Below are 14,889 nucleotides of genomic sequence, written 5' to 3'. Positions count from 1 at the left end.
CCTGCCCGTCGGTCACACGGAGTCGACGTCGGTGGTGGCGAGCTTCGCGTAGACCTCCGGCCGCTTGCGGCCGATCCGCACCGCGAGGACCGCGCCGATCGTGAAGACGACCGGGGTGAGCGCGATGAGCATCCAGTTGACGGCGGGCGGGGCGCCGGTGAAGAGATTGAGGCGGGTGCAGACCAGCCCTGTGATCACGGCCAGGAGGAGTGCGGCGGTCGCGGGTGCGGCGACCGTGCGCAGGTGTCCCGCCCCGCCGGCACCGGGGTTGCGGCGGAAGAAGGCGACCACGGCGCAGGCGGCCAGCGTCTGCAGCGCGAGGATGCCGACCACTCCAGGGGTGTTCACCCACAGCAGGAACTCGTTGTACGGGTGCGCGCCGATCGCGGCGAAGACGGCGGTGACGACGGCCGCCAGCACGGTCTGTGCGATGCCGGAGATCCAGGGCGAGCCGTGCCGGGGGTGGATGCGGCCCAGGCGGGCGGGGGCGGCGCCCTCGACGGACAGCGCGTAGCCGTAGCGGGTGATGGCGTTGTGGAAGGCGAGCAGGGAGGCCAGGAGGCTGCTGACGATCAGGACGCGCTGGAGGTCGGCGGCCCAGCCGCCGACGTACTGGGTCATGGCGGTGAAGAACATCTCGGCGGGGTTCTGTGCCGCGGTCCCGACGGCTTTGTCGTCGCCGAAGGCCTGGACGATGACCCAGACGACGAACGTGTAGAAGAGGCCGAGGAAGCCGACGGCCAGGTAGGTGGCGCGGGGCACGGTGCGGTCGGGATCGCGGGCCTCCTCGCGGTAGAGGACGGTGGCCTCGAAGCCGATGAAGGCGGCGGTGGCGAGGCCCAGCGGTGCGCTCATCTGCGAGGTGAAGACGTTGGAGGGGGCGAAGGAAGCCAGGCTCAGGCCGTCCGCACCGCCCTTGACGAGGATCGCGCCGGCCAGCAGCACCAGGATGGCGGTCTCCGCGATCAGCAGGACGGCGAGGACCTTGGCGCCCACGTGGATCGACCGGAAGCCGAGGAACCACACCGCGGCGATCGCGGCGAAGGCGTAGACCGGCCAGGGCAGGTCGATGCCCAGGAGGTCGTTCGCGGTGCCGGCGGCGAAGAAGCCGAAGGCGCCGTACGTGCCGATCTGCAGGGCGTTGTAGGAGAACACCGCCAGCAGCGCCGCTCCCAGTCCGGCAGGGCGGCCCAGGCCCCGGGCGATGTACGAGTAGAAGGCGCCCGCGTTGCGGATGTGGGGCGTCATGGCGGTGAAACCGATCGCGAACAGGCACAGCACGACGCCGACCGTCAGGTAGGCGACCGGGGCGCCGATGCCGCCGAAGAGGATGGCGAGCGGGGCGATACCGGCCATCACGGTGAGCGGGGCGGCGGCCGCCACGACGAAGAAGAAGATGTCGGTGACGCCGAGCGTGGCCCGCTGCAGCTGGCCGGTCGGCTCCGTCCCGGTGGCCGCTGGGGGCTGTTGGGGAGTGGTGGAGGTGTGGGGCTCGGTCATGGAGGTCTCCGCGTGATGCGTGAGGTCGACGGGTGGGTTACTGACCTGGTGCGCGGTCCGGCCGTGACGGCGTCTTTCGGCTACCGTCCTGCGGCAGGAACGGGGGAGGGGATGTGGGAGCCGTGCGTGCGCCGGCCGGCGAGCCAGGTGCCCAGGACGGGCAGGTGCGCGAGGCCGCGGGGATCCGTCTCGACCGGGTCGGCGGCGAGATGCACCAGGTCGGCGCGCATTCCGGGGCGCAGGACGCCCCACTTCTTCTCCTCGAACGCCTGGTAGGCGCATCCGGCGGAGTAGGCGGCCAGGGCGGTCGCGGTGTCGATCCGCTCCTGGGGGAGCCAGCCGCCGTCGGGGATTCCCTCGGGCGTCTGGCGGGTCACGGCGGTGGTGATGCCCCGCAGTGGTTCGTAGTCGGTGACCGGCCAGTCGCTGCCGAAGGAGATGCGGGCGCCGGAGGCGAGCAGCGCGGCGATCTGGTACTGCCGCGCGCCGCGTTCCGGGCCGATCTTCGGCAGGATGAGCTCGGTCATCAGCCTGTCGGGCTGGGCCCACAGCGGCTGGAGATTGGCGATCACCCCGAGTTCGGCGAAGCGGGGAAGGTCGGCGGGGTCGATCAGCTGGGCGTGGGCGATGACCGGGCGGCGGTCGTGGGTGCCGTTGGTGCGCACCGCGGCCTCGATCGCGTCCAGGGCGACGCGGACGCCGCCGTCGCCGAGCGCGTGGATGTGCGGCTGGAAGCCGAGGGCGTCGACCGCGGTGACGGCTTTCGCCAGTTCGGCCGGTGTCCAGTTGGCGATGCCGTGGGAGTGCGGGCAGTCGCTGTACGGCTTGAGGAGGGCGGCCGTGCCGGATTCGATGACCCCGTCGGCGAAGAACTTCACGGTGTGCGCGGTGAGCAGCCCGGGGGCGGCACTCTCCACCCGTTCACGCTCGGCAGCGAGCAGGGCGATCCGTTCGCGCCAGTGCTCCGGCCCCAGGAAGAAGCCGAGGTCGGCACGGATGGGAAGCCCTGGGCCGCTGGTCGCCGCTGTGATCCAGACATCGGCGTGGTGCGGTTCCACCCAGGCATCCTGCACCCAGGTCACGCCGGAGGCGGCGAATCGGGCGGCGGTCTCGCGCAGCGCCTCCACCTGCGCGTCGTGGGACGGCTGGGGTACGAGGTTGAGGACGGGCAGCACGGCACCGAACTCCCGCAGGGTGCCCAGCGGTTCGGTGGAGCCTTCCCGGCGCACGATCTCCCCGCCGTCCGGGTCGGGCGTGGCGGCGGTGAACCCGACCCGGCGCAGCGCCTCGCTGTTCACCCACGCCGTGTGGTGGTCCATCGTGCGCAGCACCACGGGCCGGTCGGGGACGGCCGCGTCCAGCCGGCGGGCGTCGAACCTGCCGCCGGGGGCGAGCCAGGCGTCGAAGCCGTCGCCGCTGATCCACTCGGCTTCGGGATGCTCGTCGGCCCAGTGGCGTACGGCCTCGACGATCCCCTCCACGGAGGTGCACTCGCGCACGGGTGCTCCGAGCAGGCCCAGACCGCCCATCACCGGGTGCACGTGTCCGTCGCCGAACGCGGGCAGCAGCGCGCCTCCTCGTAGATCGACCACGGTGGTGCCCCTGCCCCGGGCGGCGAGCGCCTCCGGCCCGAGCGCGCTGATCCTGCCGCCCGTGACGGCGAGCGCGTCGAGCACCGGGCCTTCGGCGGCCCCGGTCCTGACGGTCCCTCCGGTGAACACGATGTCAGCCTGCATGGCGGTGACGCCCTCCCGTCGTACGACGACCTAACTGAAACCGATTCGGTTTCGGTAATGTAGGGGTCACTCGAACAGCCGGGAAGAGTTTTACTGAAAGTCGTTCGGTAAAGTTCCGGTGACAACCCGCGGGCGGCCGTGCCGTCGCCCGGCGGAGGAGACGTACGAAGAGGAGCCCTCTTGGCAAGGCCGCGCACCCCTCTGCTGGACCGCCGACGTATCGGCGCCGCAGCGCTGAGACTCGCCGACGACCAGGGCGTCCTCACCATTCCCGCCCTGGCCGGGGCGCTCGGCGTCGCCCCCTCCGCGCTCTACCACCATGTGTCCGGCCGGGACGAGATCATCTCGCTCATGAGGGAAGTGCTGGCCCTGGAGACCAGCCCCGATGCCTGGGACTCGTCACAGCCCTGGGAGCAGGCCCTCGAGGAATGGGCCCGCTCCTATCGCGCCGCCTTCGCCGCGCACCCCGGGGCGGTACCCCTGCTCGCCACCGCCTCGCTCGCCGAACCCTTCATGCACGCGATGTACGAGAAGGTCGCCGAACTCCTGCTGACCGCCGGTTTCACCACGAGCCAGGTCATGCCCCTGATCAACGCGATGGAGAACTTCATCCTCGGCTCCGCCCTGGACCTCGTGGCTCCGCCGGTGATGGTCTCCGACGTGACCCGCGAAACCGCCCCGCACCTCACCGCCGTACTCGACGACACCCCCGCCGACCACCGCCGCGCCGAACTCGCCTTCGACGTTGGTCTCCGCGCCCTGATCACCGGCTTCCGGGCGCTCCTTCCCCGGTGACCGGCTCGCACCGCCCCACACCTATCACTCAAGGCCTCACCGGAGGAGCCCCGTCATGACCGCCTCGTTCCACGTCCTGACCACCGGCTACGCCGACACGCGGGTGGCTGGCACCGTCACCCTGCTCGTCGACGGCGCGACCGTCGCGATCGTCGATCCCGGCATGGTCGCGGACCGCCGGCTCATCCTGGACCCGCTGGCGCCCCACGGACTCGCCCCCGAGGACGTCACCGACGTGATCTTCAGCCACCACCACCCGGACCACACGCTGAACGCCGCCCTGTTTCCCGAAGCCCGCTTCCACGACCACATGGCCATCTACCACGACGACGTCTGGGAGGACCGGAACGCCGACGGATACCGGCTCTCCTCGTCGATCACGCTCATGACCACCCCCGGCCACACCGCCGAGGACGTCAGCACCCTGGTGACGGCGGACGAGGGCCTGGTGGTCCTGACCCATCTGTGGTGGACCGCCGAGGGGCCGGCCGACGACCCCTTCGCGCCCGACCGCGATCAACTGCGGGCGGCCAGGGAGAGGGTCCTGGCTCTCGGCCCGGCGCTGATCGTGCCGGGACACGGTGCGCCCTTCGTGCCGTCGTCGTCGACGCCCCTCTAGCCCGGCCTGTCCCCGAGGCCCGTCGGCCGCCTGGCCTGCTGCGGCCGGTTGAGCGCCGTGCCCCGCGGCGGGATGCTGGAGGCAGCACCCGTGACGGGTGACGCGGCGCCGTGCCGGGGCGCGGCAGGAACGAGGTCGGGATACCCCATGGACAATGAGCCCGACACGACCATAGGAGCAAGGGGGCCGCACGAGCGCCGGAGCCGGGCGGCTGCTCGGGTACGAGCCGGAGGAAGTGACGGGGAGGCCGGCCGCCGACCTGAGACCGTGTCACCGTGCAGCTCCGGGGAACGCCGCCGGCGGACGCGGACGGCAGGAACCACTGGGTCGTCACCCCGGCGGCGCTGACGTATTCCTCCCTGCCGACCGATGCGGGGACAGCGGAACTGTGGAACCTCACGCTCGCGCAGCTCCCGTTGCCCGTGGCCATCTATGACAGTGAGGCGCGGTTCGTTACCTGCAACCAGGTGATGAGCCAGGCTGCCTTTTCGAGCCTCCGGTGAGGTCCGCGATCACGCGTGGTCTCTGTTCCTCTCCCCGCTGAAGGACCGGGCGGGCGCGGTGCTGGGGTTGTCGGCGCTGGCGATCGACATCACCGAGCAGTACTGGGCCCGGCGTCGCCTCGCCTCGCCTCGCCGTGCTGAACGACGCCGGCGTGCGCATCGGCAGCACCCTGGACGTGACTCGCACAGCCGAGGAACTGGTCGAGGTGGCGGTGACGGGGTTCGCCGACTTCGCCACCGTCGATCTGCTGGAGTCGGTCGTCCAGGGACACGAGCCGCAACCGACACCTCACGCCACGCCGGTCGTCTGCCGCCGTACCGCGCAACGGTCGGTGCTCCCGGGGTGCCCGGAATCCGTGGTCCCGGTGGGCGACACCGACCTCTGCCCACCCGGCTCACCACCGGCCCAGGCACTGATCACCGGCCGGGGGAGCCACCACGCTGTGGGCGACCCGCTGCTGCGCGAGTGGTCGACGGCATCCCCGGCCCGTGCCGAGAGCATCAGGCGATTGGAAGATAAGATCCATTCGGTGATGATGGTGCCGCTGAGCGCGCGGGGCGTCACCTTGGGCGTGATGCACCTCCTGCGGGGTCAGATCGAGCGAGGGTAAGTGTCCATCAGGGGGCGCTGAACGTCGCGGCCCGCGGCCTCGACGCGGGACTCGTACGCTCCACGCGAACCTGCGCCCCGTGTCGTTCCAGAACAAGGCGGGCCGTACGGGCCATGGCCTCGTCGACCATCTCACCTTGGAATGTCACGGCGCCCGTCCCTTCTCTCTGTGCCGCCTCGACCGCCGCGATCAGCTCTGCGCAGCGGGCGAGTTCGGCGGAGCTGGGAGAGAACACCTCGTTGATCACGGGGACATGGGAGGGATGGATCGCCATCATGCCCTCGTAGCCGAGGGAGCGGTTCTGTTCGGCGAAGGCGCGTAGCCCCGGCAGGTCGGTGATGCGCGTCCACAATCCGCTGACCGGGCATGGCACTCCGGCTGCCCTGGCGTCCAGCAGCACGCGGGAGCGCAGTGCCACCGTTTCGGTTCCCTCAGGGCTCCAGCGGTAGCCGACGGCGCGTTCCACGTCACCGCCGGGGGCGGTGAGAGCGCCCAAGTAGGCGATGCGCGAGGCGGCTTGCGCGATGTCGTAGGCCTCGCGAAGGCCGCGCGCCGTCTCCAGCAGGGGCACCAGGGCGACCTGTCCCGGCGGCAGGCCCTGTTCCTGTTCGCACCAGCCCAGCAGCCGGTCGGCAAGCTTCACGTCCTGGGCGCAGTGGACCTTGGGAAGGATTACACCGGCGAGCCCGGGCCGTACGACCGCCCGCAGTTCCTCGGCCCCCGCCCAGTCGTCCAGCGGATTGACACGGACGAACAGCGCCATCCGTCCCGCCTGCTCGGCCGACGTGGCGGCGGCCTGTGCGACGGCGTCGGCCACCTGCGCACGGGCGGCGAGCTTGCCCGAGGCGGGCACCGCGTCCTCCAGGTCGAGGATGGCCGCGTCGGCGCCCGCCGCCCGGGCCTTGGGCAGCCAGTCGGTTCTGGTGCCGGGGACGAAGAGCAGGGAGCGCAGCGGGGGCCGGTCGACCGCTCCCGTGTCCACCTCGGCAGGGCTCTTCGAAGACTCCCTAGATGACATCGCTCTTCTCCAGGTCGGCCAGCTCGTCCGCACTGAGTCCGAGCCACTGCCCGTAGACGAGGTGGTTGTCCTGCCCGAGGGCGGGCCCCGTCCGCCAGACCCGGCCGGGCCGCTGCCGGAAGTGCGGGATCACCGCCTGCATACGTACCGGACCGAGATCGGGGTCATCGACGGTGATGATGTCTTCGCGTTCGGCGTACACGGGGTCGGCGGCGATGTCCGCGGCATCGAACACCCGTGAGGCCACGACTTCGGCGCGGGTGAACTCCTCCAGGCACTCGCCGGTGCCGCGCTCCGTCACCCAGTTCCGCAGGCTCTCGTCCAACTGTTCGCGTCGGTCGTACTGTTGCTGAGCCGTGGTGAACTCCTTCTCGGGGAGTCCCAGCAGCCGGACGATGTTGCGGACCGAGCGCAGCGTCGCGGAGGTCACCGTGATCCACTCGCCGTCGCGGGAGCGGTAGGTGTTGATCACGGCCCCCGGGGCGACCGCCAACTGGTTGCCGGAGCGTTGGGGTACTTGTCCCAACTGGTCGTGGACGATGACCTGCCACTCGACGAGACGGAACAGGGACTCGAAGAGAGCGAGGTCGATCCACTCGCCGTCGAAACCGGGGTCGTGGTCACGGCGGTGGAGAGCGGCCAGGACGGCGTAGGCGCCCATCAGGCCGGTCACGGCATCGCCGTGGGAGAAGCCGGTGTGGACGGGCGGGCCGTCGGGAAAACCGGTCAGGTGGACGACTCCGCTGCGCGCCTCACCCATCTTGCCGAAGCCGGGGGCGTCTGCCTGCGACGAGGTGGCGCCGAAGCCGGAGATCTGCAGCAGTACGGCCCGGGGGTTGATCCGGTGCACGGAGTCCCAGTCGAGTCCCCAGCTGCGCAGGCGTCCCGCGCGCAGGGTGACGATGACGACGTCCGCCCAGGCGACGAGTCGGCGGGCGACGAGTCGGCCGGCCTCGTGGTGCAGGTCGAGGGTGACCGAGCGTTTGTTGCGGCCGGCGACCTTGAACCACAGGGGAACACCGTCACGTTGAGGTCCCATGGCGCGGGCCGCGTCTCCGGCGCCGGGGGGTTCTACGTGTACCACGTCGGCCCCTTGGTCGGCGAGCATCGAGCCTGCCAGCGGCCCGGCGACCACATGGGCGAACTCGACCACTTTCAGCCCCTGCAACTGCCCGCTTCCGGTGGTGTTCCGCTCGTCGTCCGACACCGATGCGCTCCTTTGCCCCTGCTGTTTCGCGTGGGTCCCCGACAGCGTCGTCCGCGTTGGTGCGGCACGGCCGTCGCCGTCCGGGTCTTCAGACTGCAGGAGCGGGGAAATGCTTGTCGAGCAACAGAAGGCCATCAATCAATGCGAAGAACGCATGAATGGGGGAGGGGTTGGTACGCGGCCTCAAGCCCACGAAACCCCGGGCGGAAGTGGACGCCCCTGGAGGCGGAACTCTTCGAGCGTCTCCAAGAACCGCTCCGTCACGGTCGGGAGCGTTCGCCGAGCGCGCAGCGCGATGTCCAGGCGCCGGTCCACCACGGGGTCCACCAGAGGACGGCAGACGACGGGTCCGGCACCCATGAGCGGGAGCACGAGGGCGGGCATCGCCGACACCCCGAGGCCGGCGGTCACCAGTCCCCCCACGGTCGCGATACTGCCCGCCTCGGCCGCCGGTACCGCGTGCGCGTCGATCTGGGCGAACGCCGCGTCGGTGAGCCGGCGCACGCTCGAGTCGCGCCCGACGGCCAGGAACGGCTGACGAGCCAGGTCGTCCCAGGCGATCTCGTGGCGGTCGGCGAGCGGGTGGCCTTCCGGCAGCACCGCGACGAAGCGGTCCCTGACCAGGGGGCGGTGCTCCAACTGCTCCGGTGGGTTACCGACGGTGGTGATCGCGAAGTCGGCGTCGCCGGACAGGACCCGGTCCAGTACCGACCGCTCCAGGCCGTCGAGGAGTCGTACCGACACCTGTGGCCGCCGCTCGCGGAAGTCGGAGATCACCTGCGGCAGGAGCACCGCGGCGACGGAGGGAAGGGTGGCCACGGCGACCGTTCCCGATTCGCCGAGCAAGTATCGCCTGAGCTCCTTCATGCCCGCCCGGTGCGCGGTGACGATCTGCTCGGCGACACGCAGGGCCTCGACGCCCGCCGCGGTCAACTGCACGTTACGGGTGTCCCGTTCGAGGAGTTGCACGCCGAGCTGTCGCTCCAGATCCGCGACCGCGCGGCTGAGCGAGGACTGGGACACGTACATCTCCGCGGCGGCCGCAGTGAAGCTCGCGGCCCGGGCGACGGCCGCGTATGCCGCCAGTTGACGCAGGGTGGTGGGCTCCATGACCGACGAGCATAGGGCTTGCCCGCTGAATTGATGCGCTTATCGCATGGACAGATCTCGGTTTGATGCTGGACACCGATCCGGTAATGCTCCGAAACTCTCGCGTAACACCTCGGCCTGCCCCCGCCCAGCTCCCGCCCCGCCGCCGAGGGCCCTCCCCGAGAAAGTGAGCGCCGCCATGCTGGCAGCCCTGGGCTTCGCCACGATCGCCGTTCTCCTGCTGCTCACCATGACCAAACGCGCCTCAGTACTGGTCGCTCTGATCCTGCTTCCGGTGCTGGCGGCGCTCATCGGCGGCTTCGCGGGCGATCTGGGCGAGCTGATTCTCGGTGGGCTGTCCAAGGTGGCCCCCACCGGCATCATGATCGCCTTCGCGGTCCTGTACTTCAGCCTGATGGTGGACGCCGGGCTCTTCGACCCTCTGATCCGCGGTCTGTTGCGCGTGGCGCGCGGCGACCCGTTGCGGATCACCGTCGCCACGGCCGTCCTCACCCTGTGCGTGGCCCTGGACGGCGACGGCGCCTCCACCTTCCTCATCACCGTCTCCGCACTGCTGCCGGTCTACAAGAGGCTCGGCATGAACCCCCTGGTGCTGTCCGGAGTGGTCTGCCTGGGCGCGGGCGTGATGAACATGGTCCCCTGGGGTGGCCCGACCGTACGCGCCATGGCGGCGCTGAAGCTGGAGAGTTCCGAGGTCTTCAACCCCGTGCTGCCCGCGATGGGATTCGGTGTCGTCTGGGTGCTGGTGGCCTCGTACCTGCTCGGCCGCCGGGAGCGCAACCGTCTTGCCGCGCTGTCCCCGCAGGGTCCGGCCACGGACGTGCGCGAGAGCGAGGACGAGCGGGACGGCCGTGAACCCGCCGCTTCGACGACGGTCACGGCGACCATGGAACCCGAGTCGAGTCGGCACGCCACTCCCGCGACGGCTGACGGGGAGCGTCAGGCCCTTTGGGCTCTTGGGGACGGGCCCGGCACCGTCCGGGTCCCGCCGCTGCCGCAAACCTGGCTGAACATCTTCAATCTCCTGCTCACCATCGCCCTCGTGGTCTGCCTGATCCAGGAAGTGCTGCCGCTTCCGGTGCTGTTCGTCCTCGGGTTCGCGATCGCGCTGCTGGTCAACCACCCCACCTGGGAACAGCAACAGGCGCTGCTCGACAAGCACGCCAAGAGCGTGGTCCTGGTCACCACGATGATCTTCGCGGCCGGCGTCCTCACCGGGATCCTCACCGGCACCAAGATGATCGACGAGATGGCCGAGGCGCTCGTCTCCGTCGTCCCCGACTCCTTCGGCTCGCACCTGCCCGTCGCGGTGGCCGTCACCGGCATGCCGCTGAGCCTGGTCCTCACTCCGGACGCCTACTACTTCGGCGTACTGCCCGTACTCGCCGAGACCGCGCAGGGCTTCGGCACGGACCCGGCCGAGGTCGCCAGGGCTGCCATTCTCGGCCAGATGACCACGGGGTTCCCGCTCAGTCCGCTCACCGCGTCCACGTTCATCCTGGTCGGCATGAGCGGTGTGTCGCTCGGCGAACACCAGCGCTTCATCTTCCGCTGGGCCTTCGCCACCACCCTGGTCATGACCGCGGGCGCCCTGCTGACCGGTGCGTTCCCCCTGTGACCGGTGTCCCGGTCCTGAGCAAAGTCCCCGCCGGCCGTGGGCTCCCGGCAGCCACCGCACCTGCCGCTCAGACCTCCAACGTGCCGCCCGCTTCCGGGAGTCCGGTGAGGGCGAACACCTCCACACACACCAGGCACCCGGCCCGGGTGTCCCACCGACCGAGACGAGGACCCATGAGAGGGATCACCAGACGTACGGCGCTCGCAGTCACAGCAGGTGCGGTCGCGGCGCCGGCCGTGAGCACGGCAACCGCCGCGGCCGCCGACACCACGACAGCCACATCTCAAGGACGACGAGCGACCTCCGGGCGCAATCCGGTCCTGCGAACGGACCTCGTCACGCGGGTGACGCCGAGCAACAACTGGCTGGTCACAGCCGTCGCCATCCAGTACTCGTACCGCATCGACCTACGCGGCGGGGTGATCCCGCCCTCGGCCTTCCAGGTGAAGGCCACTGTGGGCGGGAAAACAGCGGCTCGCACGGTGACCCGGGTCTACTCCAGCACCACCGCCGAGGTGGACGACCGATCTCACCCCGGACGGCCGGGGGACCGCCTGATCATCGAACTCGACCCGAACGACTCCAACGCACGGGCCGCAGGCACCGACCCCCTTCCGCTCGACCGCGCATACTCCGTCAGACAAGTGGCGGACGTGCATACCCCGGAAGGCGAACCAGTGCTCAAGGCCGGCCCGTTCGCGAGCCGGAACGACGACGTCCTCACTCCCGTGGTCGACGACTTCGCCGCCGGTTCCTTCACCGACTCCGCAGGTTTCGAACTGGACTTCCGGCTGTACCGGCCCGAGGGATTCGTACGGAACCCGCAGACGCGCAAGCGGTACCCACTCGTCGTCACCCTGCACGGCGGTGGCGAAGTCGCGGACAACAACATGACCCAGCTCACTTCCAACCGGATCGCGGTCACGTTCGCCAAACCGGAACGACAGCGCCGCGACCCTGCGTTCGTCCTCTCTCCGCAGATCCCCCTGCCCCGTCCCATGGACGGACCCGACGGCACGGACTGGACCGACGCCAAGGTCCAGGCCGCTCTGATCGAACTCATCGACACCTTCGTGAGCGAGCACTCCCGTAACGTGGACACAGCCCGGCTCTATCTCGTCGGCCTGTCCTCGGGTGGGCGCGGTATCTACAGCCTGCTGGGGAAGCGACCCGACGTGTTCGCGGCTGCCCTGCCCACGGCCGGCTGGGGCGACTCGGCCACCATGGACAGGATCACGCACATCCCGATGTGGGCCGACCACTCCATCGACGACGCGGTCGTCCCCTACCGGGAGGGCCGGTTCGGTAATCCCGGCACCTGGACACTGATGAACGCGCTGGAGACCGCCGGTGCTCGGGTCAGCCGTGGGGAGTGGGCCAACGATCTGCCGAAGGCACAGTTCGAGGCCCGGTCCCGGGCGCTGCTACGGCAGGCCCGGGCCACGCGCAGTCACGTACTGTTCACGAGCTACACGCCCGGAACGACACCGGTGAACCCACACCTCGCATGGGCCCAGACGTATGAGAACGACGTGGTCATCGACTGGCTCTTCGAACAGTCCCGGTAGCCGCCGCACCCCGCTGTCCGATTACCGCGCTCTCACCGCTTTTCGGAGGTAAATCAATGGATCCAACCAGCCGTTCAACCCACACGACCGTGCAGTTACGGACCCGATCCCGTGCCATGTCGGCACTGATCTCTCTGGCAATCACCATCGGCTTGGCGCTGACTCTGCTGACAGCCGCCGCCCCGCCGGCGGCCGCCGCCGACCTGCTGTCCCAAGGCAAACCCGCGACCTCCTCGTCCACCGAGAACGCGTCCACTTCCGCGTCGGCGGCGGTGGACGGCAACACCGGGACGCGCTGGTCGAGCACGTTCAGCGATCCGCAGTGGCTGGGAGTGGATCTGGGCGCCACCGCCACCATCAGCCGAGTGGTGCTGCGCTGGGAGGCCGCGTACGCCCGCGCGTTCCAGATCCAGACTTCCGACAACGGCACCACCTGGACCACCATCTACTCGACCTCGACCAGCACCGGCGGCGTGCAGACCCTCGACGTGAACGGCGACGGCCGGTACGTTCGCTTCCAGGGCACCCAGCGGGGCACCGCCTACGGCTACTCGCTGTGGGAGTTCCAGGTGTACGGCTCCGGTGGTGGCACCCCTCCGGGCAACGGGATCCCGGACCCGACGGCCGCTTCCCTAGAGGCCACCAACGGGCCGCTGACCACCGCCACCTACACCGTTCCCAGCCCAACCGGGTACGGCTCCGGCACGGTCACGTACCCCACGGACAGTGGCTCGTACCCGGGCGTCGTACTGATGCCTGGCTATCAGGGCACACAGCAGAACCTGCAGTGGCTCGCACCCCGCCTCGCCTCCTGGGGCTTCGTCGTCATCAACGTCGGCACCAACACACTCACCGACGATCCCGCATCGCGCGGCCGCCAGATCACCGCCGCCGGCACCCAGTTGCTCGCGCTCGGCGGCGCCGCCGGTAACCCGATATCCGGGAAGGTCAACGGCACGCTCGGCGCGGTCGGTCACTCGATGGGCGGCGGTGGTGTCATGGCGGCCCTCCGGGACGACGCGCGCTTCCGGGCGGGCGTGCCCACGGCCCCGTACTACCCGAACGCGAACTTCTCCGCAGTCACCGAGCCCACGTTCTTCCTGACCTGTCAAAGCGACCCTGTCGCCCACGGCAACAGCTACGCGGTGCCCTGGTACAACTCCATGTCCCAGGCCGAGAAGCTCTACATCGAGGTTCCGGGCGACCATCTGTGCCCGATGACGGGCTCCGGCAACAAGGCCAAGCAGGGCAAGTGGATCGTGTCGTTCCTCAGCCTCTGGCTGCGTGCCGACGCCCGTTTCAGCCCGTTCCTGTGCGGTCCCGTACGTGACGCCGACAAGAACAACACATCCCTGGTCACGCGCTGGACGGACACCTGCCCGTTCTGACCGGCTCGCTCGGAGCGCTCCGCGGCCCGCCGGCGCAGTGCTCCGAGCCTGCTGCCGGAGCCGTCGACGTCCCGCCCGTTGGACCTGGCAGGCCGACGTCACGCTCGGTGGCCGCAACTGGATCGCCTACACCAAGGGCTGGATGCCCGGCAACGAGATCCCCGGCGGTGAGCGGAGGCACCATGCGGTCGGCTTCATAGCGTGCCGGCGGTGGGATCAGTGCCGGGCAAACTGGACCTGGGTGGGTTGCACGACGTTCGGCCGCACCGCGATTTCGGTGATGGTCAGCCGTTCGCCGTAGATGTCGGTGAGTCTGATCGCCCTGCCGCACCCGCCGCCGTCTGCGGAGATGAAGTAGTTGTATTCGGTGCGGGGCAACTGCCGCCAGCCCCCGCTGGTCCGGACCTCCAGGCGCGCGACCGGGTTACGGTGGCCGATCGCCTGGATGGCGCACCAGTAGGGGCTGGAGCCGGTCTTGTACCGGATGGAGATCGTGTCGGAGTTGCTGGGGCTCACCAGGCTCCAGGTGATGGGGATCCGGCCGACCTTGAGGTCGGCGAGTTTGGCGAAGGCCTGTTGGCTGAGGTCGAGTTGCCCGGGTGCGCAGGGCAGGGGGCATTCGTTGGTGATCCGTACCGTGATCGACTTGCCGTTGGCCGCGCGGACGAGCACGTACGCGCCGCACGCCTTGGACGTCTCGTAGTCGGTGGTGTTCATGGCCGCGATCATGAGGTCGGGGCTCGGGCCGAACAGGCAGGCGCCGTCTCCGTTCCCGGCCTCGTAGGCGGTGGCGACGCCCTGATAGGTGGTGTTGGGCTGAAGCCGTCCTGCCTGCGAGGTCGTGGCGGACTTTCGCTGGGGCCGCGGGGTGTCAGTGGGTGACGGCCGTGCTGACGTGGTGGTCGCGGCACCCGTCGGGGTGGGGGAGCCAGTCGGGCTCGCCGTCGCCGTCGGGGTGCCTGTCTCGCTGGCGGCGGTGGCTTTCACTTGGGTGGTGGCGAGGGGTGTGGCTGCGGCAGGTCCTGCATCGGCGTCGCGGTCGGGGAGCAACGCCATGACCAGGTAGGCGAGAACGCCCGCGGCGATCAGCGCCGATGTGGCGCCCAGTATGAGCCTGCGTCTGTGTCTGCGCTGCCGCGCGGCCTGCCTCGGTGTGTTCATTTCCTGTCCGTTCGCAAGATCGAGCCGATGGTGCACTGCTGAGTGACCGCCGGAA

General features: G+C 69.9%; 13 protein-coding genes. 7 read left to right on the top strand and 6 right to left on the bottom strand.

What is annotated here, in order from left to right; translation table 11 throughout:
• Positions 1–12 precede the first annotated feature (12 nt).
• Together ACIHCQ_RS27655 and ACIHCQ_RS27650 are read right to left on the bottom strand one after the other, a co-directional pair.
• Positions 13–1,500 carry an APC family permease gene (locus ACIHCQ_RS27655; RefSeq protein WP_399667760.1) on the bottom strand — a complete coding sequence of 496 codons (1,488 nt, stop codon included), beginning with the start codon at positions 1,498–1,500 and terminating at the stop codon, positions 13–15.
• Positions 1,501–1,580: 80 nt separating this feature from the next.
• Positions 1,581–3,236, bottom strand: coding sequence for an amidohydrolase (locus ACIHCQ_RS27650; RefSeq protein ID WP_399667757.1), 1,656 nt, complete (start codon positions 3,234–3,236; stop codon positions 1,581–1,583).
• A gap of 180 nt (positions 3,237–3,416) precedes the next feature.
• Here ACIHCQ_RS27650 and ACIHCQ_RS27645 point away from each other — a divergent pair, with 180 nt between their 5' ends.
• From ACIHCQ_RS27645 to ACIHCQ_RS27630, 4 genes are all read left to right on the top strand, one after another.
• Positions 3,417–4,031 (top strand): TetR/AcrR family transcriptional regulator C-terminal domain-containing protein, encoded by a 615-nt coding sequence (locus tag ACIHCQ_RS27645; protein ID WP_399667754.1) that lies wholly within the window; start codon positions 3,417–3,419, stop codon positions 4,029–4,031.
• Between the two features lie 55 nt (positions 4,032–4,086).
• Positions 4,087–4,650 carry an MBL fold metallo-hydrolase gene (locus tag ACIHCQ_RS27640; protein WP_399667752.1) on the top strand — a complete coding sequence of 188 codons (564 nt, stop codon included), beginning with the start codon at positions 4,087–4,089 and terminating at the stop codon, positions 4,648–4,650.
• Positions 4,651–4,925: 275 nt separating this feature from the next.
• A complete protein-coding gene (locus ACIHCQ_RS27635) occupies positions 4,926–5,153 on the top strand; it encodes a hypothetical protein (protein WP_399667749.1) in 228 nt (75 codons plus the stop codon).
• 134 nt (positions 5,154–5,287) lie between these two features.
• Positions 5,288–5,764 (top strand): hypothetical protein, encoded by a 477-nt coding sequence (locus tag ACIHCQ_RS27630; protein ID WP_399667746.1) that lies wholly within the window; start codon positions 5,288–5,290, stop codon positions 5,762–5,764.
• Between the two features lie 7 nt (positions 5,765–5,771).
• On the opposite strand, the gene ACIHCQ_RS27625 is transcribed toward ACIHCQ_RS27630, so the two are convergent.
• The 3 genes from ACIHCQ_RS27625 to ACIHCQ_RS27615 all read right to left on the bottom strand — a co-directional run bounded on the left by ACIHCQ_RS27625 (position 5,772) and on the right by ACIHCQ_RS27615 (position 9,099).
• A complete protein-coding gene (locus tag ACIHCQ_RS27625) occupies positions 5,772–6,782 on the bottom strand; it encodes an HpcH/HpaI aldolase/citrate lyase family protein (RefSeq protein WP_399667743.1) in 1,011 nt (336 codons plus the stop codon).
• A complete protein-coding gene (locus ACIHCQ_RS27620; protein WP_399667740.1) occupies positions 6,772–7,989 on the bottom strand; it encodes a CaiB/BaiF CoA transferase family protein in 1,218 nt (405 codons plus the stop codon). Before ACIHCQ_RS27620 ends, ACIHCQ_RS27625 begins: the two co-directional genes overlap by 11 nt.
• Before the next feature lie 183 nt (positions 7,990–8,172).
• Complete coding sequence (locus ACIHCQ_RS27615) at positions 8,173–9,099, bottom strand: LysR family transcriptional regulator (RefSeq protein WP_399667738.1); 927 nt, start codon at positions 9,097–9,099, stop codon at positions 8,173–8,175.
• 178 nt (positions 9,100–9,277) lie between these two features.
• Between ACIHCQ_RS27615 and ACIHCQ_RS27610 the strand changes: the two genes are divergently transcribed.
• From ACIHCQ_RS27610 to ACIHCQ_RS27600, 3 genes are all read left to right on the top strand, one after another.
• A complete protein-coding gene (locus tag ACIHCQ_RS27610) occupies positions 9,278–10,717 on the top strand; it encodes a CitMHS family transporter (RefSeq protein WP_399667735.1) in 1,440 nt (479 codons plus the stop codon).
• A 173-nt stretch (positions 10,718–10,890) separates the two neighbouring features.
• Positions 10,891–12,285, top strand: a complete 1,395-nt coding sequence (locus ACIHCQ_RS27605; RefSeq protein WP_399667732.1) for a prolyl oligopeptidase family serine peptidase — start codon at positions 10,891–10,893, stop codon at positions 12,283–12,285.
• A 116-nt stretch (positions 12,286–12,401) separates the two neighbouring features.
• On the top strand, positions 12,402–13,673 hold the full coding sequence (locus tag ACIHCQ_RS27600; protein ID WP_399667729.1) for a discoidin domain-containing protein: 1,272 nt from the start codon (positions 12,402–12,404) through the stop codon (positions 13,671–13,673).
• A 216-nt stretch (positions 13,674–13,889) separates the two neighbouring features.
• Here the strand turns inward: ACIHCQ_RS27600 and ACIHCQ_RS27595 are convergent, their stop codons facing one another.
• The gene (locus tag ACIHCQ_RS27595; protein ID WP_399667726.1) at positions 13,890–14,834 is read right to left on the bottom strand and encodes an expansin EXLX1 family cellulose-binding protein; all 945 of its coding nucleotides are present in this window, start codon (positions 14,832–14,834) and stop codon (positions 13,890–13,892) included.
• Positions 14,835–14,889 lie beyond the last annotated feature (55 nt).

This window comes from Streptomyces sp. NPDC052236 (assembly GCF_044548015.1).
Classification (GTDB): domain Bacteria; phylum Actinomycetota; class Actinomycetes; order Streptomycetales; family Streptomycetaceae; genus Streptomyces.
This window is presented reverse-complemented; position numbering and strand designations above follow the sequence as displayed.

What these genes read in the sequence shown, in the direction of transcription:
- ACIHCQ_RS27650 (WP_399667757.1), bottom strand. Translation starts at nt 3,236, where the DNA reads ATGCAGGCTGACATCGTGTTCACCGGAGGGACCGTCAGGACCGGGGCC.
- ACIHCQ_RS27655 (WP_399667760.1), bottom strand. Translation starts at nt 1,500, where the DNA reads ATGACCGAGCCCCACACCTCCACCACTCCCCAACAGCCCCCAGCGGCC.
- ACIHCQ_RS27625 (WP_399667743.1), bottom strand. Translation starts at nt 6,782, where the DNA reads ATGTCATCTAGGGAGTCTTCGAAGAGCCCTGCCGAGGTGGACACGGGA.
- ACIHCQ_RS27605 (WP_399667732.1), top strand. Translation starts at nt 10,891, where the DNA reads ATGAGAGGGATCACCAGACGTACGGCGCTCGCAGTCACAGCAGGTGCG.
- ACIHCQ_RS27595 (WP_399667726.1), bottom strand. Translation starts at nt 14,834, where the DNA reads ATGAACACACCGAGGCAGGCCGCGCGGCAGCGCAGACACAGACGCAGG.
- ACIHCQ_RS27615 (WP_399667738.1), bottom strand. Translation starts at nt 9,099, where the DNA reads ATGGAGCCCACCACCCTGCGTCAACTGGCGGCATACGCGGCCGTCGCC.
- ACIHCQ_RS27640 (WP_399667752.1), top strand. Translation starts at nt 4,087, where the DNA reads ATGACCGCCTCGTTCCACGTCCTGACCACCGGCTACGCCGACACGCGG.
- ACIHCQ_RS27600 (WP_399667729.1), top strand. Translation starts at nt 12,402, where the DNA reads ATGTCGGCACTGATCTCTCTGGCAATCACCATCGGCTTGGCGCTGACT.
- ACIHCQ_RS27610 (WP_399667735.1), top strand. Translation starts at nt 9,278, where the DNA reads ATGCTGGCAGCCCTGGGCTTCGCCACGATCGCCGTTCTCCTGCTGCTC.